General features: G+C 38.6%; 15 protein-coding genes and 1 pseudogene. 8 read left to right on the plus strand and 8 right to left on the minus strand.

The features are described from left to right. Nucleotides 1-108: 108 nt before the first annotated feature. Nucleotides 109-783, minus strand: a complete 675-nt coding sequence (mtgA, locus tag EXE09_RS12025) for a monofunctional biosynthetic peptidoglycan transglycosylase (RefSeq protein ID WP_130117520.1) — start codon at nucleotides 781-783, stop codon at nucleotides 109-111. Nucleotides 784-857: 74 nt separating this feature from the next. Here mtgA and EXE09_RS12030 point away from each other — a divergent pair, with 74 nt between their 5' ends. Both EXE09_RS12030 and EXE09_RS12035 read left to right on the plus strand, forming a co-directional pair. Then, on the plus strand, nucleotides 858-1,667 hold the full coding sequence (locus tag EXE09_RS12030) for a rhomboid family intramembrane serine protease (RefSeq protein ID WP_087553185.1): 810 nt from the start codon (nucleotides 858-860) through the stop codon (nucleotides 1,665-1,667). 466 nt (nucleotides 1,668-2,133) lie between these two features. After that, nucleotides 2,134-2,403, plus strand: coding sequence for a DUF4282 domain-containing protein (locus EXE09_RS12035; RefSeq protein ID WP_130117426.1), 270 nt, complete (start codon nucleotides 2,134-2,136; stop codon nucleotides 2,401-2,403). Nucleotides 2,404-2,641: 238 nt separating this feature from the next. Here EXE09_RS12035 and EXE09_RS12040 read toward each other — a convergent pair whose 3' ends face one another. Then, nucleotides 2,642-3,166, minus strand: a complete 525-nt coding sequence (locus tag EXE09_RS12040; RefSeq protein WP_068974680.1) for a YecA family protein — start codon at nucleotides 3,164-3,166, stop codon at nucleotides 2,642-2,644. 67 nt (nucleotides 3,167-3,233) lie between these two features. Then, the gene (locus EXE09_RS12045; RefSeq protein ID WP_004722524.1) at nucleotides 3,234-3,440 is read right to left on the minus strand and encodes a PA3496 family putative envelope integrity protein; all 207 of its coding nucleotides are present in this window, start codon (nucleotides 3,438-3,440) and stop codon (nucleotides 3,234-3,236) included. Nucleotides 3,441-3,828: 388 nt separating this feature from the next. Between EXE09_RS12045 and rpoD the strand changes: the two are divergent. The 6 genes and pseudogenes from rpoD to EXE09_RS12075 all read left to right on the plus strand — a co-directional run. After that, nucleotides 3,829-5,727 (plus strand): annotated as a pseudogene (gene rpoD / locus EXE09_RS12050) (RNA polymerase sigma factor RpoD); the annotation flags it as partial. A gap of 132 nt (nucleotides 5,728-5,859) precedes the next feature. Then, a complete protein-coding gene (locus EXE09_RS12055) occupies nucleotides 5,860-6,147 on the plus strand; it encodes a YbeD family protein (protein ID WP_068974678.1) in 288 nt (95 codons plus the stop codon). Between the two features lie 191 nt (nucleotides 6,148-6,338). Continuing rightward, the gene (lipB, locus tag EXE09_RS12060; protein ID WP_130117427.1) at nucleotides 6,339-6,998 is read left to right on the plus strand and encodes a lipoyl(octanoyl) transferase LipB; all 660 of its coding nucleotides are present in this window, start codon (nucleotides 6,339-6,341) and stop codon (nucleotides 6,996-6,998) included. 80 nt (nucleotides 6,999-7,078) lie between these two features. Beyond that, entirely contained in the window at nucleotides 7,079-7,612 is a 534-nt protein-coding gene (locus EXE09_RS12065; RefSeq protein ID WP_130117428.1) for a hypothetical protein, read from the plus strand. Nucleotides 7,613-7,615: 3 nt separating this feature from the next. Then, nucleotides 7,616-8,803 carry an iron-containing alcohol dehydrogenase gene (locus tag EXE09_RS12070; protein WP_068974675.1) on the plus strand — a complete coding sequence of 396 codons (1,188 nt, stop codon included), beginning with the start codon at nucleotides 7,616-7,618 and terminating at the stop codon, nucleotides 8,801-8,803. A 263-nt stretch (nucleotides 8,804-9,066) separates the two neighbouring features. Further along, entirely contained in the window at nucleotides 9,067-10,452 is a 1,386-nt protein-coding gene (locus tag EXE09_RS12075) for an APC family permease (protein ID WP_130117429.1), read from the plus strand. Nucleotides 10,453-10,568: 116 nt separating this feature from the next. Here the strand turns inward: EXE09_RS12075 and EXE09_RS12080 are convergent, their stop codons facing one another. From EXE09_RS12080 to EXE09_RS12100, 5 genes are read right to left on the minus strand one after another with little or no spacing between them, the layout of a single operon-like run. Continuing rightward, nucleotides 10,569-11,360, minus strand: coding sequence for a TIGR02594 family protein (locus EXE09_RS12080; protein ID WP_130117430.1), 792 nt, complete (start codon nucleotides 11,358-11,360; stop codon nucleotides 10,569-10,571). Beyond that, entirely contained in the window at nucleotides 11,357-11,638 is a 282-nt protein-coding gene (locus EXE09_RS12085) for a holin (RefSeq protein ID WP_130117431.1), read from the minus strand. Before EXE09_RS12085 ends, EXE09_RS12080 begins: the two co-directional genes overlap by 4 nt. A gap of 44 nt (nucleotides 11,639-11,682) precedes the next feature. Next, the gene (locus EXE09_RS12090; RefSeq protein ID WP_130117432.1) at nucleotides 11,683-13,203 is read right to left on the minus strand and encodes a hypothetical protein; all 1,521 of its coding nucleotides are present in this window, start codon (nucleotides 13,201-13,203) and stop codon (nucleotides 11,683-11,685) included. Beyond that, nucleotides 13,190-14,113 (minus strand): hypothetical protein, encoded by a 924-nt coding sequence (locus EXE09_RS12095; RefSeq protein WP_130117433.1) that lies wholly within the window; start codon nucleotides 14,111-14,113, stop codon nucleotides 13,190-13,192. The genes EXE09_RS12090 and EXE09_RS12095 overlap by 14 nt, the downstream gene beginning before the upstream one ends. Further along, nucleotides 14,106-15,017 (minus strand): hypothetical protein, encoded by a 912-nt coding sequence (locus EXE09_RS12100; protein ID WP_130117434.1) that lies wholly within the window; start codon nucleotides 15,015-15,017, stop codon nucleotides 14,106-14,108. Before EXE09_RS12100 ends, EXE09_RS12095 begins: the two co-directional genes overlap by 8 nt. Nucleotides 15,018-15,024: the final 7 nt, after the last annotated feature.

Here is a 15,024-nt window from a genome sequence, read left to right on the forward strand (position 1 = left end):
GTGACAATTTCATAAAAATAACTTTTATTCCTAAAAAAAGCACAAAAAAATGTGCTTTGATCTACTTTTTACAAAACTATTTTAAAAACATCATTTTGTGCTTTAATTTCAATCTGGAATCCGCGTATAACGCATATATTTTAAAACCATGCGCTTACGATAAAGTAATTTTGAATCATTATGATGATCTTGATAATACTTCGGATTTGGCAATAACACTGCTAAAAATGCAGCTTGTTCCCATGTTAATGACTTCGAACTTTTCCCAAAATAATGTTGCGCCGCCGCTTCCACACCATAAATATGATCACCAAACTCAACAGAGTTCATATAGACCTCGAGAATACGGCGTTTCGTCCACATCCGCTCCATCATTGCTGTAGCAATGGTTTCCTGCCCTTTACGCAGATATGAACGGCGATTATAGAAAAATAAGTTTTTCGACAATTGTTGCGAAATCGTTGAACCACCTGCAACCACTTTGTCTTTTTTCAGATTCTTCTGCAACGCATTTTCAATCCCGTCCCAATCAAAACCATGATGGTCAATGAATCGCGCATCTTCTGCTGCAACGATTGCATGCTTAAAATTATCACTAATGTCATCATAATCCCGCCATTCATGCTGAATTGGCTTAAAGTCCGAGAAGTAAGTCCAACGCATAAACATCGTGGTTTCAACATCATGCGTACGCCAATAGACTAGACTTGAAAAAATCCACAGCTGAATAATCACCAAAATACTGACAATGATTAACAAAGCACGAACAATAAAAGCTTTCATGTCAGCCATTTACTCCGAAAAATCTGATGTTTCATGTTAAGCTGAATAAATCTATAAAAAAGCTAAGCAATAGCATGTCAAATTCACAAGATTATTCAACGTCTAGCCCAATTAAAAACCTAGGAAAAATAACCCTCTTACTGATTATTATCAATGTCGGATTATTTGCCATCCAAGTGCTTTCAGGGGTTAATATTACTGATCCAACAACATTGGATGCACTGCGTTGGGGTGCTGATTATGCACCTTTAACTTTCCTAGAGGAACCTTATCGTTTATTTAGCAGTATGTTTTTTCACTTCGGCATTCTGCATTTAATGATGAATATGTGGGCACTTTATATCTTTGGTGATGTTGCAGAAAAAACCTTTGGACGCTTTTACTTTTTGGGACTTTATTTACTTGCTGGGTTAATGGGTAGCTTACTCAGTGGTTATCTCGACATTCGTAACAGCTACGAGCTTCTACAGAATTTTGACCAAAAACTGATCCCTCACGTATCTGCGGGTGCATCGGGTGCAGTAATGGGACTTGGGGGTGCATTGACCCTACTCTCACTCTTTCCACCAACACCGCATCAACGATTTATTCTCGATAAACGCTCATTACTCACAGTCTTGGCAATCAACTTAGCATTTGGATTTTTCACTTCTGGAATTAACAATGCCGCACATATTGGTGGCATGATCATGGGCGCAGTTTTGGCACTACTGTGGTATCTCAACCAAAGAGCCAAAGCCAATCATGTGGTCAATATCATCATATTAATCATCGGTGTGATCGCCACTTATGGTGCATATTTATATTGCCAACATCTCATTCAACCGATTAGCCCACTATGGCAAGAAGCTGTTTCACAAATGCGGAATCAATTTAGTTTCTAGTCTAATTTTGAATGGTCGTTATCCACTTATTAGAAATACCATTGAAACTTTTAGAGCCGAATAGCATAGCTATGCTGCTAAAATAACACCGTATGTACGCCTAAAAGTTTCAATCACTCAGTTTAATCGCTCATTCTCTTATTCAATATGCAATTCAACAGTGAGCACTATCTGACGTCCAAGAGAATGACCATGTTTTTAAAGCTCCAGTAAAATTCAAATCTAAATGACCTTTACACAGATGCTATTACAAATATATCCCCACCTAGAAAATCACAAAACAATAAACTTAACAATATGATATTATTAAGATTTAATAAAATAATATAAATATAGTAAATCTATACTAACCAATAAAAATTGATTCATCAAAAAAACTGCACTAATATCACTTCGTGTATTTTTTAAACACTTATAAAACTTAATGCACATCTCAGCATATTAATAATATAAATAGGTATTCCATATGAATAATTTACTCACCCTAAACGACATGCTTACCCCGAAAATCGTGACTGTACTTTACTGGTTAGGCTTAATCGGTGTAGTGATTGCAACTTTATCCACTTTATTTGGCTTTGGTTACGGTGCATACGCTGGCTTTTTTAGTCGCCTAATCAGCGCTGTACTTATTTTAGTTTTTGGTGGTTTAGCAGTCCGTGTTTATTCTGAACTTTTAATTGTCATTTTCAGAATCCATGAAAATTTGAAAAAAATTGCAGACCGCCAACCGTGATGACTAAGTTAAGTTCTGTTCAAGATTGATCTAGTTTTATGGTGTATATAGCTAATATTTACAAGAGCGCTTCAATCAATCAAGAACAAAAAAAGCATGTGACCTAAAGTCGCATGCTTTTTTTAATCTGATTTACAATCGATCTAATACATAAGCTACCGATTACAACAGCGCAAGATATTCCTTACGCAGTTGTATAGATACTTGAGCCACGACTGTAGCGGCACAAGATGTATCCTTAAGCAGGCGTATGATACATGAGATAGATTTCGTTCAAATTCTCAGGAATTTCTTCCGCGATTTCGTCCATCAACTGACCATTACGACGGAAAGATTCCATTTGAGGATCTTCATCATCAATACCACTGAATACCATCATAGGCAAAGTCAAATCAACGATTTGCTCTTCAAACTCAGGAGCAAACCAAGCTTCTTCATTTAAGAACATCGCATCAACAAAACCAACGCTCCAGTCACCTAAGCTCGATTCCACTTCTGCTTCTTCAATTTCAAAAGGAAACTCAATTCCTTCTTCATTGGCCAAGTTTTGGCGAAGCGCTTCTAACCAAGCTTTTACTTGAGCAATAATTTCAGCAGGGACTTTCTTTTGATTGTTGTCAAACAGCTCTTCAAGCCATTTATCAAAATGAGGACCCACAGCAATTGCACATAAAAAACCATGTGTCGCTGCAAAATCTAGACCAAACTCATTTTGGTCACCATCTAGATAATCGCTCAGTAGGTCTAAATCTAAAGCACTCATTTTGTTTCCACTATCTCTATATCAGGGTTGAAGCATAGCATTTTCACATACTATGCCTAAAGCATTTTTAATCTTCGTCGTCGAAATCATCGTCATCGTCGATGTCATAATCAAAATCTTTTAAGTCTTTTTCTAAACGACGTTGTGCAAGTAAATCATCGATCAAACGTCGCTTTTCTAAAGATTCTTTGGCGCTAATTTTGCTTGATGACTCATCGAAACTCACATCATCATCACCGTAGTTATCATCTAGTTCAAAATCTGTCGAAGACACTAAAACTACCTCATAATGAAAAAAATTGAATGGGTCTAGGCGCTATTTATCTGTCTTATAAAAACTTGTCAAGTTTTATTTGTATTTTTAACATATAAAGTTGAAATTAGGCTTTTTTATTCCCCACTTTTATGCCATGATATAATCCACCTTACGTTTTACTGTTTGATGACACTTTAAAGTCATTTTGAATAGCTAATCGTATGGAATGATCTTGAAAATAACAATTTCACCTCCATTTATTTCATTGAATTTACATACTCAACATTTTATCGGAACAGTTTTTAGCTGATGATTCTGATGGATTGAGTGCGCTATTCATAAAGATATTTCAATAGATTGTGCATGAGTTGCATAGTTTGACTGCCACAGATTCAACCAAAAGAGAGTAAAGATGAGCGAAATGAATTCCCCTACTTCGCAAGTAGCGGCTCTTATTAGCCGAGGCAAAGAACAAGGTTACTTAACTTACGCTGAGGTTAACGATCATCTTCCAGACTCAATCACTGAAAGCGAACAGATTGAAGACATTATTCAAATGCTTCAAGACGTGGGTATTCCTGTACATGAGCGCGCGCCAGAAACTGACGACACCATGTTTGAAGGGAATAATGAAGGTGGTGATGAAGTTGCAGAAGAAGAAGCTGCTGCCGTACTTGCCTCTGTAGAAAATGAACCTGGTCGTACCACTGACCCTGTCCGTATGTATATGCGTGAAATGGGTACAGTTGAGCTTTTGACACGTGAAGGCGAAATTAGCATCGCAAAACGTATCGAAGAAGGGATCCGTGACGTTCTACATTCAATTGCATACTGGCCAAATGCGGTAGAAGTTGTTTTACAAGAATATAAAGATTACGAAACAGGCGAACGCCGTCTTGCTGATATTTTATCTGGCTATCTTGACCCTGAAACGGATGAAGAAATTCCTGAAGTTTTAGAAGAAGAATCTGAAGAGATCGATGAGGAAGAAGCGTCTTCAAATAAGCCAACCAAAGATGTGAAGTTGGATGATGATGACGAAGAAGAAGAGTCAGGCGATAGCGATGACGATTCTGAAGGTGAATCTGGTCCAGACCCTGAAATTGCCAAAATGCGTTTTGAAGAATTAGAAACAGTTTGGAATACTGCAAAATCAACAATTGCTCAACACGGTCGCAATAGTGCTCAAGGTGTTGAAGCAATGGAAGCGCTTGCAACTGTATTCATGATGTTCAAATTCACACCACGCTTATTTGATATTATTTCAGAAATGATTCGTGGTACACATGAGCAAATCCGTACTTCTGAACGTGAAGTGATGCGTTATGCCGTGCGTCGTGGTCGTATGGATCGTACGCAATTCCGTACATCATTCCCAGGTCAAGAATCAAATCCTGCTTGGTTAGATGAACAAATTGCAAAAGCACCTGCTGAGCAAAAAGGTTATTTAGAAAAAGTTCGTCCTGATGTATTGGCATTCCAACAAAAGATTGCGGATATTGAAAAAGATCTTGATCTTAACGTTAAAGAAATTAAAGACATTTCTAAACGTATGGCGATTGGTGAAGCCAAAGCACGTCGTGCGAAAAAAGAAATGGTTGAAGCCAACTTACGTCTGGTGATTTCGATTGCAAAAAAATACACCAACCGTGGTCTACAATTCCTTGATTTGATTCAGGAAGGTAACATCGGCTTGATGAAAGCTGTAGATAAGTTTGAGTACCGTCGTGGTTATAAATTCTCAACTTATGCAACTTGGTGGATTCGTCAGGCGATTACCCGTTCGATTGCAGATCAGGCACGTACTATTCGTATTCCAGTACACATGATCGAAACCATTAACAAGATCAACCGTGTATCTCGTCAATTACTTCAAGAAATGGGTCGTGAACCTACACCTGAAGAATTGGGCGAACGTCTAGAAATGGACGAAGTCAAAGTTCGTAAAGTGCTTAAAATCGCCAAAGAACCGATTTCGATGGAAACGCCAATTGGTGATGATGAAGATTCGCACTTGGGAGACTTCATTGAAGACAGCAACATTACTTCTCCAGTGGATGCTGCAACTTCAGAAGGCTTAAAAGAAGCGACTCGTGAAGTTCTTGAAAACTTGACTGAACGTGAAGCAAAAGTATTGAAAATGCGTTTTGGTATCGACATGCCAACTGACCATACTTTAGAAGAAGTGGGTAAACAGTTTGACGTAACACGTGAGCGTATCCGTCAGATTGAGGCGAAAGCATTACGTAAATTACGTCATCCTTCTCGCTCTGAACACTTACGTTCATTCTTGGAAAATGATTAATTTTTAAATTTAAATAATCAATCTGCGAATACTTTGGGGACTTGAAAACTTATCGAGTAACCCCATTAAGTATTTAAGAGAAACACAATGCCTGCACTCTTGCGGGCATTGTTAATAGATTAGAGGTGAAACATGTTAGACCGCACTCCATCTCGTGAACTCCGTGAAGATCTTTGGGTTTTTCCAATGGATTATCCAATTAAACTGATTGGTAATGCGGGTGAAGAATTGCGTGGTGCTGTGATTGAGATTTTGGTAAAACATTTTCCAGAATTCGATGAAGCATCATTGGCTGTACAACCTTCACGTACAGGCAAATACCATTCGATTACAGCTCAGTTACGCTTTGAAGAACTTGAACAAGTTCATGCACTTTACGCTGATCTTGCTGCTTGCGAACATATTCGTACAGCACTGTAATTTGAAATGATAAAAATACACGTCGCTATGGCGTGTTTTTTTATGTTTAAATTCTCTGATAAGAAAAACATTGCAAAATATAAAGTTGTTTTATAAATGATAATTTCTTTACATAATCATTGCGCTGCCCCATTCGCATAAAACTTCTTTATAATGAATTTTATTTACATCTATTTTAAGGACACCAATCCGTGAACGATGCTGTTCTAAAGCCCCATCTGATCATCCGCGAATACCAAGAATTAACTCCTTATGCTGATCGCTTTCAGGAAATGAAAAGTTTTACGGAACAGCGTGATGAAAACTCTCCTGATCAACTTTGGATTTTGCAACATCATGATGTATTAACCCAAGGACAAGCAGGTAAACCTGAACATATCCTAATGCATACAGATATTCCTGTGGTACAGTCAGATCGTGGTGGGCAAGTGACTTGGCATGGGCCTGGGCAAATGGTGATTTACTTCATGTTCGATTTGAATCGTTTAAAATGGAATGTCCGTAGCTTGGTCACTTATGCAGAAAATCTGATGATTGATCTACTGAAAAAATACGACATTGAAGCTTATGCAAAACCCGATGCGCCTGGAGTCTATGTCAATGAACGGAAAATAGGCTCATTGGGATTTAAAATCCGTAAAGGTCGCAGTTATCATGGTTTGGCACTGAATATTGATTGTAACTTGGATGGTTTTCATACCATCAACCCATGTGGCTATGCGGGTTTGGAAATGGTGCGGATTTGTGATTTAATGGAAAATTATCCAAAATTCAATCAATTGACAGATGATGTCAGCACATATTTTAAAGAAAGTGGCTTTTTTAATGACGTAGAAGTCATTTCACAATAAAGCACTTCCCTTTTGCACAAAAACAAATTAGAGTAAATACTCTAAATTATAAATATTAACTCAAATGAAGGGATAAGCGAGTGATTTCAAGTAAATCTGTAAAACCCGCTTTAGAACAAGCCTATGTCAAACTCATGATGGACGTGATTGGCAGAGGCTTGGTCATAGCGAGCCAAGTTGATGATGAAATTAGACATGAAGTATCTAAATTCCCTGTCGGCTTTGTACTTTCAATGAAAGTTTTTCCAAATGGAGCATCTTTTGTTGCCAAAGTGAATGAAAAACATCAGCTAGAGCTAGTGACTTCTTTGCAAGGCAAACCGGATCTCACCATTACGTTTAAACATATACACCATGCTTTTTTAGTGTTTTCATTTCAGGAAAGCACCTCACAAGCTTTTGCCAATGACCGTATGATCGCTGATGGAGATTTATCCAATGCAATTCGTTTGGTCCGTTGCTTAAATAAAATGGAAGCATTAATTTTACCCAAAATGGTTGCAGAACTTGCAGTTAAAGAATATCCAACTGAACTCAGCCTAAAAGAAAAATTATCAGGTGCAGCGAATATTTATCTCAAAGTTGCCCAATCATATTTAAAAAGGAGTGCATAACGCATGGCTGCTAAACCGTATTACGAATTTTTTTGTCCTGTAAAAGTCATTGCTGGTCATGCTGCACTTGAACATATTCCTTATGAATTATCATCACTGGGTGCAAAACGCCCGATGATCATTACAGACAAAGGTGTCCGTGCCAACAACCTACTTGCACCAATTGAAGCAGCATTTACCTCGACAGATGTTGAAATCAGTTTTATTTTTGATGATGTTCCGCCTGATTCAAGTTTGGAAACAGTACGTGCTGTTGCACAAGCTTATCGTGCCAACAACTGTGATGCGATCATTGCTGTAGGCGGTGGTTCAGTGATTGATACGTCTAAAGCAGCCAATATTTTGGTGACTGAAGGTGGCGATGACCTGACGAAGTATTCAGGCGCACACAATCTACCACGCCCGCTAAAACCATTTTTTGTGATTCCAACCACATCAGGAACAGGTTCTGAAGTGACCATGGTTGCTGTGGTTTCGGATAATCAGAAAAATGTCAAAATGCCATTTGCATCGAACTACCTCATGCCAAATGCAGCCATTTTAGATCCACGCATGACACAAACCTTGCCACCACATCTCACAGCGATGACAGCAATGGATGCAATGACCCATGCAGTTGAAGCTTATACCTGCATGGCGGCGAATCCTATTTCAGATGCTTATGCAACTGCTGCAATTAAAAAAGTCAGCGCAAGCTTATTCAATGTTTTAGACAATCCAACCGATGCCGATGGTCGTTTAGAACTGGCTCAAGCTTCAACAATGGCAGGCATTGCATTCTCCAATGCAATGGTCGGTTTGGTACATTCACTGGGGCATGCACTTGGTGCAGTTGCACACTTGCCACATGGTTTATGTATGAACCTATTCTTGCCGTATGTGTTGGAATTCAATAAAGAAGTCAATGGTCATAAAATCGCTGATTTATTATTACCACTTGCAGGTGCGGATATTTATGCGCAAACCCCTGCCAATCAACGTGCAGACAAAGCGATTGCCTATATCAATACCATGCGTGACCGTATTTATGCCTTAACCAAATTACCACGTACTTTGAGCGAAACAGGTAAAATCACTAAAGAACAATTGGATGAGGTTGCGGACAAAGCTCTAAATGATGGTTCGATTATTTATAATCCGAAAGAAGCTACATTTAAAGACCTCAAATCTATTTTAGAAAAAGCTTGGTAATTGTTGAAAAATAAGCCAATATAAGCTGTAAATAAGCCTGATGTTTTCGAACATTGGGCTTTTCATTTATAGAAGAAAATTTCTGCGCTTTTTTTATACCAAGTGGCATATTTTCTGCTAAAAAAAAGCGTAAAGTTACTGACAAAAGTTTGCAATTGGAGTAGATTGGCGCACTTTTGTTTTATTCTTAGGGAGGATCGTTCGTCTCAAACGATCCTTAGATATATGACTGATCCTTGATCAACGATAAGAGGATAACGCCGTTGACAATTAACACTGGGACTCAATCGGCAGCTAAACTGCAAAAAACGCTAGGCTTCTGGCACATTATCATTATTGGTTTGGCTTATATTCAACCCATGACGCTTTTTGATACCTTTGGTTTAGTATCAGAAGAAAGTCATTTCCATGTACCCACGTCTTATATTGTTGCTTTGATAGCAATTTTATTTACATCTATTAGTTATGGTCACATGATCCGTCGATACCCTTCGTCAGGTTCAGCCTATACTTATGCACAAAAATCGATTCACCCTAATGTCGGCTTTATGGTCGGTTGGTCATCTTGGTTAGATTATTTACTCTCTCCAATGGTGAACATCATCCTTGCTGTGATCTATTTAGAGGCACTTTTCCCAGAGGTTAACCATTGGGTTTGGGTGATTGGTCTCACGGCTGTAATGACGGGGGTCAACTTACGTGGTGCAAAATTTGTTGCGAACTTCAATAGTCTCATTGTTTTCGTACAGTTAGGTGTAATTGCGTACTTTACGTGGATGGTTTATCAACTACTTTCAAGTGGTGTAAACGCAGACGGTACGCTCGTCAATGCGAAATACCAGTTATGGAGTTTAGAACCATTTTGGAATGAAATGACCAGTGTTGGAGCACTCATTACAGGTGCGACCTTACTTTGCTTCTCATTCACAGGTTTTGACTCGTTGAGTTCACTTGCTGAAGAAACCAAAGACACTGAAAAGACTTTGCCTCGTGCAATTTTCATGACAGCGTTATTTGCAGGGATAATTTTCATTATCAGCACCTACTTCATGCAAATTTACTTCCCGAATGATCCTAAAACTTACTTTGAGGATGTCGCAGCAACACAGCCTGATATTTTACAAGCTGTTGGTGGTGTCGCATTTAAAACTGTTGTGCTTTATTTTGCGATTGTGACGGTAATGGCTTCAGGGATCTCAGCACATGCAGGTGTATCACGTTTAATGTATGTGATGGGTCGTGATGGCGTGATCAATAAAAAGATTTTTGGTCATATTAGCCCTAAAAACTTCACCCCTTCGTACAATATTCTCATCGTTGGTGTTGTTGCATTAACTGCTGGTTTCATGGATCTTGATATTGTTATTTCTATGATCAGCTTCGGTGCTTTAACAGCATTTACATTTGTGAATTTGTCAGTGATTTCACGCTATGCACTTCGTGATGGTCGTACTAAATCATTCAAAGATATTCTCAGTTTTGTGATTATTCCTTTGCTTGGTTTTATCAGTATCTTTGCGATGTGGCTTGAAATTGAAGAAACTGCATTAAAATTCGGTCTATGGTGGGCAATGTTCGGTATCTTGTACTTAGGTTATAAAACCAAAGGCTTCCGTTACCCTGCACCACAACATAATGAACATGAATAAGAAATTGATTTAATGATTCAAAATTACAAAAGGCGCTGAATGCGCCTTTTACTATTATAAATATCAATAAATTATATTCACTTGTTGCAGTTATGTTGCATTTGAATTTTTATGTTTTAAGCCTCACTCGCCTTCGTCGAACTCACACCACTCAACACTGGCAACTTATAACGTGACTCAGCAGGTCGACTAGTTTTCCCATACCAGCGAAATTCCTGAAAATCAGCATCATTGTAAAGTGCATAACAAACCATATTTGATTGATTACCACCAATACAAACCAATTTCCCAGTTTTGCTATCACGCCCTGCTACAAAGCAAACGTGACCACCTCCACTCCGAGATTTAATAGCAACACAGCCATACGCGGGTTTTAAGAGCTTGGTGCCATAATTCACGTAGTCTAACGCGCGGTACCAGTGTTTTGGATATGCAATATCTGCGGTTTTTAAACACCAAGCCACAAAAGTACCGCACCAAGGTGTTTCATCTTCTTGCCACCAAGCACCAAGCGATTTAAGCCATTTTAGAATTGTTGGGTTATGAGCTATTTTACTTGTATTCTCTCTCAAGCCTAAATGCTTTTTGGCTTCGATCATCCAAGCAAGATCATTTGTATTTGATACCGTTGCTGAGATTAGTGTATTAACACCTGTTAAATTCAACTGTGGTTCATGCAACTCAGGCTGTTTTTTCAAACGTGCCAAAATCATAGCCACACCAACGAAAGCACCAACGTATTCTCTCCATTGTTCGGGAATTGAGTTTTTGACTTCCTGTGGGATAACACTCCATAGAGTTAAAAAGTGCTCAGAGAATAAACTCAAAGCAAAAAAAATGGCGCTTATAGCGCCGATCTGTACTGATTTAAGTTTGTATGACTGTTTCCAGTTATCGATTAGTTTCATTTGATACTCCACGTGTTTGCTTGACGTTTTAGCCAAGACTCAATAAATGTGCTTCCTAAAATCCCTAATGCCGATGCTATTGCAATCAATGCAAGAGGATTGATGTTAGGAATCTGCAGAACAATTGCTCCCGCGATTGTTGATGTTGCCCCTCCTAAAATCGTTCGACCTATCGCTAAACGCCACGTCAGTTTTTCATCAGAGACAAGCAATTTAGCGAATCCAATACATAGCCCTACAACAAGAATGAGTAGAAAATTTTTCTCATGCTCCTGCATGAATCCCCCTATTTTTGGCAATAAAAAAGCACCCAGTTGGGTGCTTAAAGTTTCGGTGTTGTTGGCTGTCCATCACCCACAGCAAAATTAATAATCTGAAAATCACTAATAGTGCCATCTAAATAATACCGACTATCATCAGACATTCTGCCAAGCGACGGAAGTAGTTCAGCTCTTAAAGGAGCATAAATATTTCCCACTTGAGTAGCTTGACCTATCAGGATTCCATCATAATAAAGATAAACAATCATGTTTTTTCTTTCAATTGATACGTCTCTAACAGAAGTGCTGAAGTTTGGAATAGGTGCTGATAGCGATACAGCAGCAACATCTGTGTTCTTAAAACCTTCAAATTGTAATTTTCCATCAATTATATACATAGCAAACCCTTTTATTGTGCTATAGTTGCCATAGTCACGAAACGATAATATGACGTTAATTGCTGAAATAGATGAAACCTTTAACTTAAGACGAATAGTAAAATCATCATCCGTGGTGATAAATGAAAAATTCTCTTTTGAGGTTGTTAAATATTTTTGTTGATTGTTAAGGTTGAGTGCTCCATTTTCTACACCAGCCCCGCCAATTGGTGTCCAATTTTTTCCAGTTTTGTCTATTAAGTTTGATGCAAAAGATGTGTTAAAAACATAACTACTACTTTTAATTGCATACAATTTAAACTCGGAGCTAATCTTTTCAGTACTATTTCTAACCGACCCTACTCGAATGTAATAAGCCTTTCCTGCAGCAATAGTTGTATCTATGTATGTGCGCGCACCATTCGGCAATACAGCCTTGGGTGCTGGCAAACTACTTACATCAGTGGGTGTTTCAGAGCAGTAGTAACGCTGCTCATCAACAAAACCATCTAATTTCCAATTTAGTTCTAAACGATTAACCCCATCATCTTTAAACTCAACAGTAAGATTATATGGCGGGTCAAATTCAGGCACTGGCGGCCTTGGGGTTTTGGTTGGCTCTGTATCCACAAACGCAAACTGAAATCTATTTTTTGTACTCATTCCAATTTGAATGAGTTCTGCATCTCCCAAGTTTTCAGCTAGTAATCGCTCTATTAAAAAGCGGTCACGTTGCTGTCGATAATACAAATTCCCATTTTTGATATACGCAAAAATAATGTCGGCATTCGCAGATTGATGTAAGCGATGGTCATCAAGCGAAACTTGAGGTGTGTGGTATTGTGTGCCGTATTCAGTTGTTGTTTGAGCTGCTTGAGCTGTGTCATACCAATACAAGAATGTTGATCGTTCTTTGTCTTCGCGTTCAACGGTATATGCAATAGTCGGGTGCATATTGAAGTCAAATGAAAGACTTAGAGATTTAACGTTTTCAACATTGATCAACTTGTGAATGACAATATCGTTATCAATGCAAATCCAATTGTCTTTGTAGTAGCACTTCCAAATATAAACATTTAAACCTTGTGATGTGTCAAGTAATTCAACACCTCCCCACTCAAAATCAACAAGAGGTTCAGCTTTCTCAGGCACTAAAAAAGCCCCGTAAATGGGGCGAGTTGATAGTTTATTTTCAGGTAGGCTCATAACGATCCCATGATATTTCAGTTGTAATGCTTAATTCGTGTGTTGCTGTTTTAGTGATCGGGCTATCAAATTCTAATTGATAAAAACATGCGTTAGGCCATTCCAATGATAACGACCTAATGTTTCCTGTTGCTACACCGGGATTAAATTTGCTTGTACAAGCCATTCTGTAAGAGTTTTGGATGTAAGAATGAGCACTATGAGAAGATGCATCGCCCGTACCAATTTGACCTGACGGTCTCCCAGTAGTGTCACTGATTCCACCCGTGTAGCAGAGTGTGTAACGTCCTGTCGGAGAATTAAACCCTAATCCTTGATTATGTATTGTGCTAGCAACCATGCTGCTAATCAGCATTGGTCTTAGTGTATACTGTCTAACAACACCATTCCCAAAGTCAATATCTCCTATTTTATCAGTCGCATCAATATGCATTCTCATTTCAACAATAACATCAAGCGTCTCAGTTGGAAGCACAGTCACCGTGATTGGGTTTCCGGTGTTATCTTTAATTAATGCCCTATTCCACGACGTTTTGTTGGGATAATTATCCCCACAAACAGATACTTCGGATAAGTTTCCCGCCGCTGTGCCCGCTGAAAACCTAAATGTCTTTCTTGTCCATTTGTAATATGGCGCAGCAGCAGCCGCACCGTTTGCTTCTGATACAACTGTTGTTGATGTTGCTAAAAGATTATCTAATCCTGTTTGCCCCCTGTGCGGGGGTGAGTTACCAGTACCAACTTGACAAGCATTAAACCAAAAACCAGTAGCCATAAGGTTTAGCCCTTGATCTAAAACAAGGTTATTAAACCATTCTGTTTCTTTTGTAATATCGCCAAATGCATTTCGCACTTGGAGTTTCAGTATTGCATGCACTTTATTTCGGAATACTAAATCAATTTCAGACATCTTTAATCTCTCCGCTAATTATTGTTAATCTTGCTGATATTTTTTCTGACTCTTGTTGAAGTGTAATTCCATCCAAAAGCTTTGCTTCTTTAATTTTCAATTCAACATTTAAATCTTCGACACCAGAATCAAAAGTTCTTAGAAAAAATGATTGCGCCAAATGGCCATACGACACTCTTAGTGATGCGCTCAAGTTTTCAACACCTGCATCCAGTGTTTTTAAGAAGAAAGTTTGTCTTAATAATGCATTACTAAAAGTTAAACCAACACTAAGTTGCTCAAAATGCATTGGGTCGTGAAGTGCCGCGTTTGTCGCGTTCGCGTGTGTCGTAAGGTTTTCATCTGCATAAACAGGATAAGTCCAGCTCGTCAGCGCCTTAATCGGCGGTCTTTTAAAATCCTGATCACCCACAAACACATTTTTCGAGTTGTACTGTCTTAAGCGATAAGCACCAACAATATTGACCAAAGCAGTGCCATTTTCATCAAGCACAATCGGATTCGGATTTGTCACTGCATCAATACTGTACGAAGTTTTCTTAATCGTAGATTGATAGTCATACGTGTAAACAAAGCCGTTTTTCAATGGCTTGCCGTAATCATCATAGAATTGAGCGCGTTCGAGTTGCTGATACTCAATTCTATTTTCAATGTGATTCCCGTCTTTATCGTAAATTCTAAGCTGATTAGATCCGCGCAAATAAATCAAAGCACTACCTGCATTGTCGAGCACAATAGGGTTTTGATTTAATGCTGTGAACTCAGAATTACGATAAGTGGGTTTGAATTCTTCTGTTCCAACTTTGAATGCGTAAACTTTGCCACCGACAAGCGGTTTACCTTCTTTGTCAAAGAATCGCATTCTTGGCTGAATTACAGGTGTTGCGAGGCGGTGTTGAAGCATATATATA

It is taken from the genome of Acinetobacter sp. WCHAc060025, assembly GCF_004209355.1.
Lineage (GTDB): Bacteria > Pseudomonadota > Gammaproteobacteria > Pseudomonadales > Moraxellaceae > Acinetobacter > Acinetobacter wuhouensis.

Bases quoted from the DNA above. Each gene is read 5' to 3' on its own strand.
- mtgA (WP_130117520.1), bottom strand. From the start codon at position 783: ATGAAAGCTTTTATTGTTCGTGCTTTGTTAATCATTGTCAGTATTTTG.
- EXE09_RS12030 (WP_087553185.1), top strand. From the start codon at position 858: ATGTCAAATTCACAAGATTATTCAACGTCTAGCCCAATTAAAAACCTA.
- EXE09_RS12035 (WP_130117426.1), top strand. From the start codon at position 2,134: ATGAATAATTTACTCACCCTAAACGACATGCTTACCCCGAAAATCGTG.
- EXE09_RS12040 (WP_068974680.1), bottom strand. From the start codon at position 3,166: ATGAGTGCTTTAGATTTAGACCTACTGAGCGATTATCTAGATGGTGAC.
- EXE09_RS12055 (WP_068974678.1), top strand. From the start codon at position 5,860: ATGTTAGACCGCACTCCATCTCGTGAACTCCGTGAAGATCTTTGGGTT.
- EXE09_RS12070 (WP_068974675.1), top strand. From the start codon at position 7,616: ATGGCTGCTAAACCGTATTACGAATTTTTTTGTCCTGTAAAAGTCATT.
- EXE09_RS12080 (WP_130117430.1), bottom strand. From the start codon at position 11,360: ATGAAACTAATCGATAACTGGAAACAGTCATACAAACTTAAATCAGTA.
- EXE09_RS12085 (WP_130117431.1), bottom strand. From the start codon at position 11,638: ATGCAGGAGCATGAGAAAAATTTTCTACTCATTCTTGTTGTAGGGCTA.
- EXE09_RS12090 (WP_130117432.1), bottom strand. From the start codon at position 13,203: ATGAGCCTACCTGAAAATAAACTATCAACTCGCCCCATTTACGGGGCT.
- EXE09_RS12095 (WP_130117433.1), bottom strand. From the start codon at position 14,113: ATGTCTGAAATTGATTTAGTATTCCGAAATAAAGTGCATGCAATACTG.
- EXE09_RS12100 (WP_130117434.1), bottom strand. From the start codon at position 15,017: ATGCTTCAACACCGCCTCGCAACACCTGTAATTCAGCCAAGAATGCGA.